The 13551-nt window shown below is 70.8% G+C and carries 8 protein-coding genes; 6 read left to right on the forward strand and 2 right to left on the reverse strand.

The genetic code is table 11. From position 1 onward, the window contains the following. Window positions 1–16: 16 nt before the first annotated feature. From OXG83_16830 to OXG83_16840, 3 genes are read left to right on the forward strand one after another with little or no spacing between them, the layout of a single operon-like run. Entirely contained in the window at window positions 17–1180 is a 1164-nt protein-coding gene (locus OXG83_16830; GenBank protein MCY3966686.1) for a glycosyltransferase, read from the forward strand. Next, entirely contained in the window at window positions 1177–3318 is a 2142-nt protein-coding gene (locus OXG83_16835; protein ID MCY3966687.1) for a radical SAM protein, read from the forward strand. Before OXG83_16830 ends, OXG83_16835 begins: the two co-directional genes overlap by 4 nt. Before the next feature lie 2 nt (window positions 3319–3320). Continuing rightward, complete coding sequence (locus OXG83_16840; GenBank protein ID MCY3966688.1) at window positions 3321–4349, forward strand: Gfo/Idh/MocA family oxidoreductase; 1029 nt, start codon at window positions 3321–3323, stop codon at window positions 4347–4349. A 389-nt stretch (window positions 4350–4738) separates the two neighbouring features. Here OXG83_16840 and ilvD read toward each other — a convergent pair whose 3' ends face one another. Further along, a complete protein-coding gene (ilvD, locus tag OXG83_16845) occupies window positions 4739–6415 on the reverse strand; it encodes a dihydroxy-acid dehydratase (protein ID MCY3966689.1) in 1677 nt (558 codons plus the stop codon). A gap of 88 nt (window positions 6416–6503) precedes the next feature. On the opposite strand from ilvD, the gene OXG83_16850 reads away from it, so the two are divergent. Then, window positions 6504–6848 (forward strand): hypothetical protein, encoded by a 345-nt coding sequence (locus OXG83_16850; GenBank protein ID MCY3966690.1) that lies wholly within the window; start codon window positions 6504–6506, stop codon window positions 6846–6848. An 81-nt stretch (window positions 6849–6929) separates the two neighbouring features. Here the strand turns inward: OXG83_16850 and OXG83_16855 are convergent, their stop codons facing one another. Beyond that, on the reverse strand, window positions 6930–8015 hold the full coding sequence (locus tag OXG83_16855) for a protein kinase (protein MCY3966691.1): 1086 nt from the start codon (window positions 8013–8015) through the stop codon (window positions 6930–6932). Window positions 8016–8388: 373 nt separating this feature from the next. On the opposite strand from OXG83_16855, the gene OXG83_16860 reads away from it, so the two are divergent. Beyond that, entirely contained in the window at window positions 8389–10215 is a 1827-nt protein-coding gene (locus OXG83_16860) for a VWA domain-containing protein (GenBank protein ID MCY3966692.1), read from the forward strand. Between the two features lie 440 nt (window positions 10216–10655). After that, window positions 10656–12404: a VWA domain-containing protein gene (locus OXG83_16865; GenBank protein ID MCY3966693.1), complete on the forward strand. Its 1749-nt coding sequence runs from the start codon at window positions 10656–10658 to the stop codon at window positions 12402–12404. Window positions 12405–13551: the final 1147 nt, after the last annotated feature.

Consider the following 13551-nt stretch of genomic DNA (forward strand, 5'->3'; position numbering starts at 1 on the left):
TGTAGCGTCACGCATCATGCGGGTCGCCGTCGTCTGGAACCACGGCACGCCCCTGAGTCAGTGCTCGTTCCGGTTCGAGGAGTACATCCGCGGGCTCGAGGAGCTGGGTCACGAGGCGTTCGTCGTCTGCCCTGAGGCGTCGGACGACGGCTTCCCCGTGCCGACCTTCTGCCCGGCGCTCGACGAGGGGCTCGCGAACCGCGAGTTCTGGCTCGATCTGAAGGTCCAGGCCGCGATCGTGCCGTCCTTCCACCAGATGTCCGGCCTGCTCGAGCTGCTGGTGCGGGTCGGCGTGCGCACGATCGCCATGGGCGACTCGGACGGGCAGATGGGCCTGCGCGCCTTTCCGCTCGCGACGATGAGGCGGACGGTGCATGCCGGCGTCTCGGACCGGAGCGAGCGGCGCCGGCGGCTGGCCAGGCTCGCGTTTCGCTACCTGCGCTCGTTCCTGCGCCGGGATCCGCAGGACGCCGAGTTCCTGCGCAGCGCCAGGTTCTCCGACGCGCTGATCCTGGGCAACGCGGAGTCGCGCGACCACTTCCGCCGCTTCCTGCGCAAGGCGGGCGCCGCCGGCCGTGCCGAACGGGTCCACGTGGCGCCGCTCGCGATCAACCGGGTGTTCTGCGAGTTCCCCGACCTCGAGCGCGAGCGGCGCGGGCTGGTGGCGATCGGCCGCTGGGACGACCCGCAGAAGAACGCGCCACTCCTGGCCCGTACGCTCACCCGCTACCTTGAGCGCGCCGGCGACGACCAGGGCCAGCCGGTCCGGATCTTCGGTCCGGGCGGCGAAGAGCACTTCAGGGACCTCTGCGCGCGCTTCCCGAACGTCGTCCACCACGGTCCCCAGCACCCGCCGGTGCTGGCCGAGGCGCTGGCCGAAAGCCGGTCGATCGTCTTCTCCTCGCGCTGGGAGGGCTCTCCTCACGCCGGCTGCGAGGCGCTCAGCATGGGCGCGACGATCGTCGGCACGCCGATCCCGAGCCTCCGGAGCTGGTCGGAAGGCGGCGCCTACGGCCGGGTCGCTTCCGCCCACCGCGCCGGCCCCCTGGCCCAGGCGATTGCGGCCGAGCAGGACGCATGGCGCCGAGGTGACCGCGACCCGGCTACGATCGCCGCCGTGTGGCGTGAACGAAGCTCCGGTTTCGGAGTCTGCAAGGCGATGCTGGCGGCCCTGTCATGAACGCGTTACGAAGCCGTCCGCTAGAGGTCATCCTGGATACGACCGAACGGTGCAATTTGAAGTGCAAGATGTGCTATTTCTCTGCAGTCGACCGGTTGCAGTTCCCGCCCTACGACCGCAACCTGTCGCGTACCGGAATGATGCCGCTTGAAACCTTCGGCCGGGTCGCGGCCGACCTCTTCCCACGGGCCCACAAGGTCGCGCTCGGGTGCGCCGCGGAGCCGCTCGTGCATCCGAAGTTCATCGACATCGTCCGCGAGTCGGCCCGTTACCGGATCCCGGACCTCTGGTTCCCCACGAACCTGCTGCCGCTGACGCCGCCCAAGGCGGAGGCGATCTGCGAGGCCGGCGTCCGGACGGTGGCTGTGTCGATGGACGGCACGCGGGCCGAGACCTACGAGGCGATCCGGGTGGGCGCCACCTACGCGCGCTTCCGGCGCGTCCTCGATCTGCTGAACGACGTCCGCCGCGGCACCGCCACGCGCCTGCGGCTGATCTTCGTCTGGATGCGGACGAACCGCGCCGACCTCGCCGATCTCCCGCGCTTTGCGGAGGAAGTCGGCGCCCGCGAACTCGACGTCCGGTTCGTGGCGCCGACGGCCCACGTCACCGCCGAGGACGAACTGCTCGACGGCGAGGATCCCGGGGCGCTGCGTGCCGAGCTCGCCTCGGCCGCCGAGGACGCGGCGGCCCGGGGCCTGAAGCTCGTCTCCTACCCCGACTTCGACGACGGCGGCCCGATCGGCCTTCGCGGCCACCTGCTCCGCTGGCGCGCCGGACTCTACGACCGCCGTCGCCTGCTCGGCCGCGCCCGGACCGCCGTCGCCGGCTGCGCCTGGCCCGGCCACACCGTCGTCGTGCGCCCGAACGGCGCCGTCTCCCCCTGCATCTTCTGGGAAGACCAGCCGATCGGCCTCTACCCCGAGACATCGCTCGCCGAAGTCGAACGCTCGCCGCTCCTCTCCGCGATCACCGACGGCCTCCGCACCGGCAACCCCTGCGGCACCTGCCGCACCTGCACCGAACGCAAACACGCCCTCTACTTCCGCCTCCAGTGGCGCCAGCAACAGGAAGAACGCCTCGAACAACTAAGCCCCGGCCCCGGCGCCTCCGGCCTGGTAGACACCGCATCACCTCCTTCCGGGGACGCCCGCAGTGACACGAGTTCGGTTGCAGTAGAGGACCCCGCCGCCTCTGACGCCGTATCTCTGGGTGCGCGGACCTTCTGGTCCGCACCAAGCGCGACGCCGCGAAGCGGCGAGCCCGAATCACCCTTCCCCACCCCCGCCACCTGGCTGCCCCAACATGCCCCCACCACCCCCCACAACCGCGTCCTCCTCCTAGGCGACGCCACCTGGGCCCCCGAACTCCTCCGAACCGGCTTCGCCACCCAAGTCGACGTAGCAACCGTCCCACTGGGTGCGCCAACCCCACTGGGTGCGCCGGCCTTCTGGCCGGCACCAAGCGCGATGCCGCGAAGCGGCGAGCCCGAGTCGCAGCCCCACCCCATCAACCACCTCCTCCTCGACCCCCGCCGCCCCGAACTCCCCACAGCCGCCTACCAGGCCGTCGTCTCCCTCGGCGGCTTCTCCGCCCACCTGCGCCTCGAGCGCCTGCTGATCGCAGTGCTCGACGCGCTCGAACCCGGCGGCCGGCTGATCGTCGACGACTACGTGGGTCCCGCCCGGCACCAGTGGAACGACCGCAGCCGGGCCGGAGCGGCCGCCGCCGAGGCCTTCCGCCGTCTCCCGGCCGCCGCCCGCCGCTTCGACCGTCTGCCCCTGCCGCCGATCGCCGGCGACTGCGCCCGCGCCATCCGCTCCCGCGACCTGGGGCGCCTGGTGCGTACCGGTTTCCGGGTCGAATCCACCCGCCCCTACGGCGGCGATCTGATCGCCCCCCTCGGCGCCTCCGTGGACTGGAGCCGGTTGTCGCCCGACGAACTACGGCGCCTGACGGAGGGCTCCGGCCGCTCCGAGGCGCACTACGCTCTGATCGTGGCGCGGCCGCACCGCGGCGCGGCCAGGCGGCTCGCCCGCCTCCGCTACCGGTTCGGACCGAAGGTGCGCCGCCTGTTCATCTACGAGCCGCGGCGCGCCCGCGACCTCGTCCTGCAGACACTGAGAGGGCAGGTGTAGCCGTGATCGACACCGTTCGTTGGGGCATCCTCGGCCCCGGGGCCATCGCCCGCACCTTCGCCACAGCCGTGGACGCGCTGGACGGTCACGCAGTGACGGCCACCGGCAGCCGCGACCCGGAACGTGCCCGCGCCTTCAACGTCGAGCGCGGCTACACCGGTGCCGAGGCCGGGACCTACGCCGAGCTCGCGAGCAGCGACGCCGTCGACGCCGTCTACGTCGCCACGCCCCATTCCGGCCACCTCGAGCACGCGTCGCTGGCGCTCCGGCAGGGCAAGGCGGTCCTCTGCGAGAAGCCGCTCGCCGTCAACGCCTCCGAGGCCCGTGCGATGTGCGACCTCGCCAAGCGGCACGGCGCCCTGTTGATGGAGGCCATGTGGAGCCGCTTTCTGCCGGCGACCCGCCAGGCGGCGGGCTGGCTGAAGGCCGGCGCGATCGGCAAACCCCTCCGCCTCGTCTGCTCCTTCGGCTTCGAGGCCCCGTTCGACGCGAAGAGCCGGCTCTTCGCCCCCGAACTCGCCGGCGGCAGCCTGCTCGACATCGGCTGCTACACCCTCTCTCTCGCCTCCCTCGTCTTCGGCGAGGCGGTGATCGGCCCGGAGGCCCCGGAAATCGAGGTGGAGGCTGAGCTGGCGCCGACCGGTGTCGACCAGCAATGCGAGATCATCCTGCGGTTCCCGTCGGGGGCCGAAGCGCGGCTCGACAGCTCGATCAGCCGTCCGTTCGACGACACCGCGTCGATCAAGGGCACCCAGGGCAACATCGAGATCCACCGGTTCTGGCGCGCCCGGCGCACCGTGCTCTACCGGGGCTGCCAGCGCGTCGTGACCGCCGAGCTCCCCTTCCTCGCCAACGGGTTCGAGTACCAGATCCAGGAGGTGGAGCGTCTGCTGCGGGAAGGCGCGACGGAGAGCCCCCTGCTTCCCCACGCCGAGTCGATCGCCCTGCTGGAACTGATGGACGAGGTTCGCCGGCGGATGGGCGTGCGATACCCGTTCGAGAGCGCGATCGGCGTGACGGCGGCAGCGTGATCTGAAAGCCGCCGGCCGTTGGCCGGCGGTGGTCTGGTGTGAGCGGTCGCCGGCCGTTGGCCGGCGGCAGTGTTCCTGGGGCTGCGCCGCTTCGCGGCTCCGCCCCAAGCGGACCATAAGGTCCGCGCACCCAGAGCACGGCCTTGCCCGGTGGGCGAATCTCTACCGCAAGCCCACTGCCCGCAGTGACGCCATGTCATCCGCATGTAGAGAACCCCGCCGCACCGGGGTCGCTCTCTGGGTGCGCGGACCTTCTGGTCCGCACGCCCGCAGCGGTGTCATGTCAGCCGCATGGAGAGAAGCCCGCCGCACCGGTGCCGTTCTCTGGGTGCGCGGACCTTCTGGTCCGCATCAGGCGCGACGCCGCGAAGCGGCGAGCCCGAGCCCCGTCACCCATCCGTCACACACCCCGTCGACGCCGAACTCACCGTCTTCACGTACCGGTACAGCGTTCCCCGCGTCGCCTTGAGCGGCGGCGCCACCCACGCCACCCTGCGCGCCTCGATCTCCTCCTCGTCAAGCGCCACGTCGATCGTGTTGCGGACCGCGTCGATCTCGATCCGGTCGCCATCGCGCACGAGGGCCAGCGGACCGCCTTCCTGCGCCTCGGGCGCGACGTGGCCGATGAGGAAGCCGTGGGAGCCGCCGGAGAAGCGGCCGTCGGTGACCAGCGCGACCTGGTCGCCGAGGCCGGCGCCCATCAGCGCCGAGGTGGGCTTGAGCATCTCGGGCATGCCCGGGCCGCCCTTCGGGCCCTCGAAGCGGATGACGATCACCGAGCCGGCGCGGATCTCGCCGCGCTCGAGGGCCTCGACCATCGCCTCCTCCGAGTCGTAGACCTGGGCCGGGCCGGCGAACCGCTCGCCTTCCTTGCCGGTGATCTTCGCCACCGAACCCTCGGGCGCCAGGTTGCCGCGCAGGATCTGGAGATGGCCGGTCGACTTGATCGCCTCGTCGAAGGGGAGCACGACGTCCTGACCGTCTTCGAGGTCCGGCAGCGAGGCCAGGTTCTCGGCCAGCGTGCCGCCGGTCACGGTGAGGCAGTCGCCGTCGATCAGACCCCTGTCGAGCAGCATCCGCAGCACCGCGGGGGTGCCGCCGACGTCGTGCAGGTCCTCCATCAGGTAGCGGCCGGAGGGCTTCAGATCGGCAAGGAAGGGAACCCGGTCGCTGACCTTCTGGAAGTCGTCGATCGAGAGGTCGACGCCCACCGAGTGGGCCATCGCCAGCAGGTGGAGGACCGCGTTCGTCGATCCGCCGAGCACGGTGATCAGCACCATCGCGTTCTCGAACGCCGCGCGGGTCATGATCGCGCTCGGACGGAGGTCCCGTTCGAGCAGGTTCCTCACCGCGGCGCCGGCGCGGCGGCACTCGTCCAGCTTCTCCTCCGCCACGGCCGGCGTCGACGAGCTGTAGGGCAGGGACATGCCGAGAGCCTCGATCGCCGCCGCCATCGTGTTCGCCGTGTACATGCCCCCGCAGGCGCCGGCGCCGGGACAGGCGCGCCGCACGATCGTCTCCCGGTCGTCCTCGCTGAGATGGCCGCTGATCGCCTCGCCGTAGCTCTGGAAGGCGGAGATGATGTCGATCTTGCCGCCCCGGAACTCGCCCGACCGGATCGTGCCGCCGTAGATCACGAGCGCCGGGCGGTCGAGCCGCGCGATCGCCATCATGCAGCCCGGCATGTTCTTGTCGCAGCCAGGGATCGAGATGTTCGCGTCGTACCATTGCGCCGCCATCACGGTCTCGATCGAGTCGGCGATCAGGTCCCGGGACTGGAGCGAATAGCTCATCCCGTCCGTGCCCATCGAGATGCCGTCCGACACCCCGACCGTGTTGAAGCGCAGACCCAGGCACCCGGCCTCGTCGACGCCCTCCTTGGCCGCCGCGGCCAGCTCCAGGAGGTGCATGTTGCAGGTGTTGCCCTCGTACCAGACGCTGGCGATCCCGACCTGCGGCTTCGCCATGTCGTCGGACGTCAGGCCGGCCCCGTAGAGCATCGCCTGCGAGGCTCCCTGCGACTTGTCCTGGGTGATGCGGGAGGAGTAACGGTTCAGTCGGATCATGGGCGGGGACTATTGCATGCTTCCCTGTGCTAACGTGCCTGCCACAACGGTACCCAACCCCTGCTTCGAAGCGACTGGAGGACTCACCATGAAGAAGGCACTGTTTGCGGTTCTGGCACTCTCGTTGATGTTCGGCGCCCCCGCGCTCGCCGGCGACACCTGGACCGGCGAGGTCCTCGACATGGTCTGCTTCGGCAACGGCCAGAAGGGCGCTGGTCATGCCGGTTGCGCCGCCAAGTGTCTGGGCGATGGCAACGAGATGGGTCTGCTCGTGGGCGACGATGTCGTCAAGATCGACCGCGCCGGCTCCGACGCCGATGCGATCAAGACCCTCGAGAAGCTCGGCGGCAAGGCCGCCAAGGTCACCGGCAAGGCGATGAAGGCCGACGACGGCACCGTCACGGTCACGGTCAGCGCCGCCGAAGCCGCCTGACGGTCGGATCAGCGAACGACCTCGAAAGCGGGCCTTCGGGCCCGCTTTTCTTTTCCCCTTGGCTTCCTTGGCGCGAGGGCCCTAGAGCAGGAACCACACGGCGACCGCGGCGGCGGTCAACAGCAGGGCCAGCAGCGGACCGGCGAGCACGCGCCACAGTGCGGGCGCCGGGCGTTCGCGGGCGAGGTGGCGGCGCCGCCGGTTGATCCGCGACATCGCGGACTGCCACTCGGGCTCGGCCGGGCTCGCGGCGGAACGGTCGGTGGCTGCGGCGGCCTTCCGGGCCCGGGTTCGGGCGACGCTGTCGGCCGGTGGTTGGACACGCGGCAGGAGTTCGTCGCGGACCTGGCGCAGCTTGCCGATCACGTCGTCCAGGGCGGCGCGGCGACGGTCCGCGTCCCGGTCGAGGGCGGCTTCGAGCACCGCCTCGAAGGCCTCGGGCGCGCTGCCCGGAAGCGTGCCGGCCAGGTCGACGGGCTGCACGGCGACGGCTCGTCTCATCGCCGAGTAGGTGTTGGCGATGAAGGGCAGCTCCCCCGTGACGAGTTCATAGAGGACCACGCCGCACGTCCAGACGTCGTCGGCGGTCGTGAACGGGACGGGTGAGCCGGTGATCGCCTCTTCCGCTCCCTTCGTCTGCTCGGGCGAGAGATAGGCCGCGGTCCAGAGCGTCGGCGACTCGACCGCCTCGTTGGCCACCGCCAACGTGACCGGCCCCAGGCTGGACGGCGCCAGCAGGCCGACCCTGCCGCCGTCCTGCAACTGGACGTTCGCCGGACGAAGGCCGCCGTGAACCGCACCGGCCCGGTGCAGACGGCGCAACGCCCGGGCGAGCTCCAGACCCAGATCGGCGGCCTGCTCCGGGCTGAGCGGCGAGCGCTGCAGCCGGCGGCGGAGCATCTCGCCGCCGCCCAGGGACCAGGCGAGGAGCGCCGGCGGATCGAAGGACTTCTCGACCAGGGGCGGGAAGTCCGGTTGCAGGAGCTCCGCCCTCTCGGCCGCCTCCTCGACCTCCTGTCGCGGAGCGTCCTCGGGAAAGCGCTGCACCACGACCCAGGACCGGGCAGCGATGTCCTGGGCCCGGTAGAGCGGTAGCGGGAGTTCGCCCGGCAGGCTGGGAAGTGGGCCCTGCACACGGAACCGCGAGATGATGTCGCCGGCCTTCACGGCGTGGATGTTGGCATGTTGCTGGGCTTGGGAGGGTGAAGGTCGCCGGCCGCAGGCCGGCGGCAGTGTTTCTGGGGCTACGCCGCTTCGCGGCTCCGCCCCGAGCGGACCAGAAGGTCCGCGCACCCAGGGGACGGCCCTGCCCGGTGGGAGAATCTCTACTGCAAACCCATTGCCCGCAGTGACGCCATGTCATCCGCATGTAGAGAAGTCCGCCGCACCGGTGCGGCTCTCTGGGTGCGCGGACCTTCTGGTCCGCTTGCCGCCGGAGGCGGCCAGAGATACGCGCCGGCCGCAGGCCGGCTCCGCTCAACACGCCACTTAGCCGACTCCCGGAACCCATATAGTCCCTCTCCACCCCCGGAGGAACAACATGACGACGCGCCAACGACGGTTCGAGCTCCCCCGGAGCCTGGTCCTCGCAGCGCTCGTACTTGCAGGCGCGGCACCGGCCCCAGCCCAGCAGGACGAACCGGCCGTCTTCTCGGATGTGATCGACGTCCGGGTCGTCAACGCCGAGATCGTCGTCACCGACCGGGACGGGAACCGGGTCCACGGTCTGGCGGCCTCGGACTTCGAACTCCTCGTCGACGGCGAGCCGATGCCGATCAGCTACTTCACCGAGATCGCGGAGGGGTTCGCGCAGGGGGCGACGCCAGGCGCCGTGGCCGGAGTGCCGGACCTCGCCCCGTACGCGCCGGTCGGCACGAACTTCCTCATCTTCATCGACGACTTCTTCTCGATCGAACGCGACCGGAACCGCGTGCTCGACAGCCTGGAAGAGGACCTGCTGCAACTCGGCCCGGTGGATCGCGTGGCCGCGGTCGCGTTCGATGGCGACGGCCTGGAGGTGCTGACCGCGTGGACGAACGACTCGAGCGTGATGGAGCAGGCGCTCGATCGCGCGCGCGGGCGGAGCGCCTACGGCCTGGAGCGGCTGAGCGAACTGAAGATGAGCGAAGCGGACCGGGAGACCCAGGCGATCTTCGAGGCGGCCGCCGATCAGGCCTTCGCCCCGGACCAGCGGGAGGCCGGAGAACTCGACATGATCGAAATGGAAGCCCAGGAGGGTGGGATCGGGGCCGGGCAGGCCGCGCGGGCTCAGTCCTTTGCCGGGGACGACGAGGCCGCGCTGAAGGACCTGGTGGGCACGTCTCTCTCCGCTCAGGAACTCCGCTACGCCCGGAGGCTGGAAGACCAGTTGGAGCTCTCCGTGCTGGCGGCCATGGCGACGATGCGCAGCCTGTCCAACCAGCCCGGCCGCAAGGTGATGCTGCTGCTCGCGGGCGGCTGGCCGAGATCGGCGGCGCTCTTCACCGTGGCGGGCAAGGGGGACACGAGCAGCTTCGCCACCTCGGCCGACGGTTCGCTGATGAGCGAGGACGAGCTCTACGGACCCCTGGTAGCGGCCGCGAACCTGATCGGCTACGCGCTCTACCCCGTGGACCTGCCGGGCGTGAGCGCGAGCTTCTCGGGCGACGCGTCACGCGCGTTCGGTCCCGACGCCCAGCCCGACGACACCCGCGCCGGCCCCGGTTCACTGGAGCGCGAGGACATGCTCCACAGCACCCTGGATCTGCTGGCCGACTCGACCGGCGGCGTATCGATGCTCAACGCCGACCGTGACCAGGCGCTCGCGGCAGCGGTCGAGGACACCCGCTCCTACTACTGGATCGGCTTCGAGCCGACGCGCCGCGAAGACGAGGCCTTCCACGACATCGAGGTGCGTGTGACCGGCCGGGAGGACCTCCGCGTGCGCACGCGCGAGGGCTACGTCGACATGTCGCGCGACAGCGAAGTGTCGATGACGGTCGAAGCCGCGATGCGCTTCGGCATCCCCCCGGACACCCGTCCGCTCGAGGTGCACTTCTCCGATCCGGTCCGCGCCGGCCGCCGGAAGATGTCGATGGCCGTCGAAGTGGTCATTCCGCTCGACCACGTCGAGCTGATGCCCGTGGCCGGCGGCTGGCGGAACGAGCTGGAGGTCCGGGTCACGGCGATGGACCTGGACGGCAACCGGTCCGAGATGTCGAGGGAGCGGATCCTGATCGCCGGCCCCACGAAGCCGCAGCCGGGCCAGGTCTTCTACTACGAGACCGATTTGGTGTTCCGGCGCCGCGACCACACCTGGGTGATCGCGGTCTTCGATCCGTTGACGGGGATGGTCCTGACGTCCAGGGGAGAGGTGGCTCGGAGGTAGGGGTCGTCGGCCGTTGGGAGTAGCAAGGTCGCCGGCCGGAGGCCGGCGGCTGTGCTTCTGGGGCTGCGCCGCTCGGCGGCTCCGCCCCGAGCGGACCAGAAGGTCCGCGCACCCAGAGCACGGCCTTGCCCGGTGGGAGACTCTTTACTGCAAGTCCATTGCTCGCAGTGACGCCATGTCATCCGCATGTAGAGAACCTCGCCCCACCGGTGCGGTTCTCTGGGTGCGCGGACCTTCTGGTCCGCTCGCCGCTGCGGGCACAATCCAACTGCAGCAGGGAATCCCGCAGAACCCCGCGACCGTTCTCTGGGTGCGCGGACCTTCTGGTCCGCTTGCCGCCGGAGGCGGCCAGAAACACGCGCCGGCCGGAGGCCGGCTCCGCTGCCATCCGATAATCTCCTAACCCCTCAGCCACCCGACCGAGGCAGGAAGACGAACCCATGACCAAGCCGCGACGACCCCTCCACCTGCCCCGGATCCTCGCCGCTCTGATCCTCCTCGCGGCCGTGGCCGCCACCGCCGCACCAGCGCTCGCCCAGCAGGACGACCTCCCGGCCGTCTTCTCCGAGGTGATCGACGTCCGGGTCGTCAACATCGAGGTCGTCGTCACGGACAGGCAGGGCAACCGGATCCATGGTCTGAAGGCGTCGGACTTCGAGCTCCTGGTCGACGGCGAGCCGGTGCCGATCAGCTACTTCACGGAGATCGAGGAGGGCCTGGCCCAGGAGACCGAAGGTAGCGACGTCGCGGCCGTGCCGGACCTGGACGCCAACGAGCCGGTGGGCACGAGCTTCCTCCTCTTCATCGACGACTTCTTCTCGATCGCGCGCGACCGCAACCGGGTGCTCGACCGCCTGGAGAAGGACCTCGCGCAGCTCGGTCCCGCCGACCGGGTGGCGGCCGTCTCCTTCGACGGCAAGGCGGTCACCATGCTGACCTCCTGGACCAACTCGCCGAGCCAGTTGGCGGACGCGCTGCAGCGGGCCCGCCGCCGCCGGGCCCACGGCCTGATGCGCATGGGCGAGCTGCGCACGAACGACCAGGAGCGCATGGACCGGGCGAACCTCAGCGCCCTCGCGGACCGCTTCGCCGAGGACGGCGGCGTCGACCTGCCCGAGGACGTGCTCCGCGGCAACCTGCGCGGCACGGAGCTGCGCTACGCGACGAACCTGGAGAACCAGTTGGAGCGCTCCGTGCTGGCGGCGGTCGCCACCCTGCGCAGCTTCGCCAACCGCCCGGGCCGCAAGGTGATGCTCCTGCTCGCCGGCGGCTGGCCGGAGTCGCCGGCCCTCTACACGATCGCCGACCGCATGCAGGGCCTGCAGGGCATCGGCGCGGCCGCGGACACCCGGATGATGAGCCAGGACGACCTCTACGGTCCGCTCGTCTCCGCCGCGAACCTGATCGGCTACACCCTCTACCCGGTCGACGTACCGGGGTTCCGGCCCGAGTTCGCGCTGGACGCGTCCGTGGGGTTCGACGCCAACTCGCCGACCGACCCGTCCCAGGGCGCCCTCGGCGGCATGATGCAGGAACGGGAGATGATGCAGCACTACACGCTCGAGCTGCTGGCCCGCTCCACGGGCGGCGTGCCGATGATCAACTCCCAGCGCGACACGGCCCTGGCGGAAGCCGTGGCGGACACCCGCTCCTACTACTGGCTCGGCTTCGAGCCCCAGCGCCGCGAGGACGACGCGGTCCACGACGTCGACGTGCGGCTGGTCGGCTATCCCGACTACCGGGTGCGCTCCCGCGAGGGCTACGTCGACATGTCGCGCGGCTCCGAAGTCACGATGATGGTCGAGGGTGCGCTGCTCTTCGGCAATCCGCCCAGCGCGAAGCCGCTCGGCGTGCGCTTCGGCAGGCCGCAGCGCGCGGGATTCGGCAAGATCATGGTGCCCGTCCGCGTCGCGATCCCGCTGGACGAGGTCACCCTGCTGCCCGTCGCCGGCGTCTGGCAGAACGAACTGGAGTTCCGCGTCACCGTGATGGACCGGAACGGCAACCGCTCCGAGACCCCGGTGGAGAAGATCCGCATCGCCGGCAACCAGCAGCCCCAGCCGGGCCAGTACTTCACCTTCGAGACCGGACTCGAACTGCGCCGCCGCGAGCACACCTTCGTTATCGCCGTTTACGACCCGCTGACTGGAACGATCCTGTCCTCCAGCGGCGACATCGGGCCGCGGTAGGGGGGTGCTGCGGCGGTGGTTGCGGTCGCCGCTTCGCGGCGGCGTGTTTCTGGCCGCCTTCGGCGGCGAGCGGACCAGAAGGTCCGCGCACCCAGAGAGCCGCCCCGGTGTGGCCCGCTTCTCTACATGCGGATGACATGACGCCGCTGCGGGCCAAACCAACTGCAGCAGGGCATCTCGCTGAACCCGACGACCGTTCTCTGGGTGCGCGGACCTTCTGGTCCGCTTCCGAGGAACACAGCCGCCGGCCGCAGGCCGGCGACCTTGCTCTACTGCTCGCGCTACAGTCCGCGCGTGCCCGCAGACCCCACCCCCTACGGCGCCTGGCCGTCGCCTATCTCCGCCCAGGACGTCGCCGAAGGCGCACGCCGCATCGACGACATCGCCGCGGCCGGTGATTGCATCTGCTGGATCGAGCGGCGCCCGGACGAAGGCGGCCGCAACGTGCTCGTACGCCGCCGCCCCGACGGCGCCACCGACACCCTGACGCCATCCGGCTACGACGTCCGCAGCCGCGTCCACGAGTACGGCGGCGGCGCCTTCTGCCTGATCGGCGAAGCGCACGCCTTCGTCAACTTCAAGGACCAGCGCGTCTACCTCGCGGCCAGCGGCCCGCCGACCGCCCTCACCCCGCCCGACGGCGCCCACTACGCCGACCTCGTCTTCGACCCGCACCGCAACCGCCTGATCGCCGTCCAGGAACGCCCCAACCCCGCGGGCGGCGAACCGATCGCCGCCTTGGTGACGATCCCCCTGCCGCCGACCGCATCCGAACCGCCCACCGACCCGCCGCCCTCCGACCCGCCGCCGCCGATCGAGCTCGTCTCCGGCGCGGACTTCTACAGCAGCCCCCGGCTCTCGCCCGACGGCATGCAGCTCGCCTGGCTGAGCTGGAACCACCCCGACATGCCCTGGGACGCCACCGAACTCCGCCTCGCCGACCTCGACGACCGCGGCCTGCCGACCGCCCCCCGCCTCATCGCCGGCGGCGACCCCGCCTCCCCCGAAGCCGTCCAGCAACCGAGCTTCGACCCCCAGGGCCGCCTCACCTTCGTCTCCGACCGCACCGGCTGGTGGAACCTCTACCGCCTCGAAGACACCAGGTCGGTCGCAGTAGAGAAGCCCGCCGACACCGACGCCCGTTCTC

The sequence above is a fragment of the Acidobacteriota bacterium genome, assembly GCA_026707545.1.
Lineage (GTDB): Bacteria > Acidobacteriota > Thermoanaerobaculia > Multivoradales > Multivoraceae > Multivorans.

Bases quoted from the DNA above. Each gene is read 5' to 3' on its own strand.
- ilvD (MCY3966689.1), bottom strand. From the start codon at position 6,415: ATGATCCGACTGAACCGTTACTCCTCCCGCATCACCCAGGACAAGTCG.
- OXG83_16835 (MCY3966687.1), top strand. From the start codon at position 1,177: ATGAACGCGTTACGAAGCCGTCCGCTAGAGGTCATCCTGGATACGACC.
- OXG83_16850 (MCY3966690.1), top strand. From the start codon at position 6,504: ATGAAGAAGGCACTGTTTGCGGTTCTGGCACTCTCGTTGATGTTCGGC.
- OXG83_16830 (MCY3966686.1), top strand. From the start codon at position 17: ATGCGGGTCGCCGTCGTCTGGAACCACGGCACGCCCCTGAGTCAGTGC.
- OXG83_16860 (MCY3966692.1), top strand. From the start codon at position 8,389: ATGACGACGCGCCAACGACGGTTCGAGCTCCCCCGGAGCCTGGTCCTC.
- OXG83_16865 (MCY3966693.1), top strand. From the start codon at position 10,656: ATGACCAAGCCGCGACGACCCCTCCACCTGCCCCGGATCCTCGCCGCT.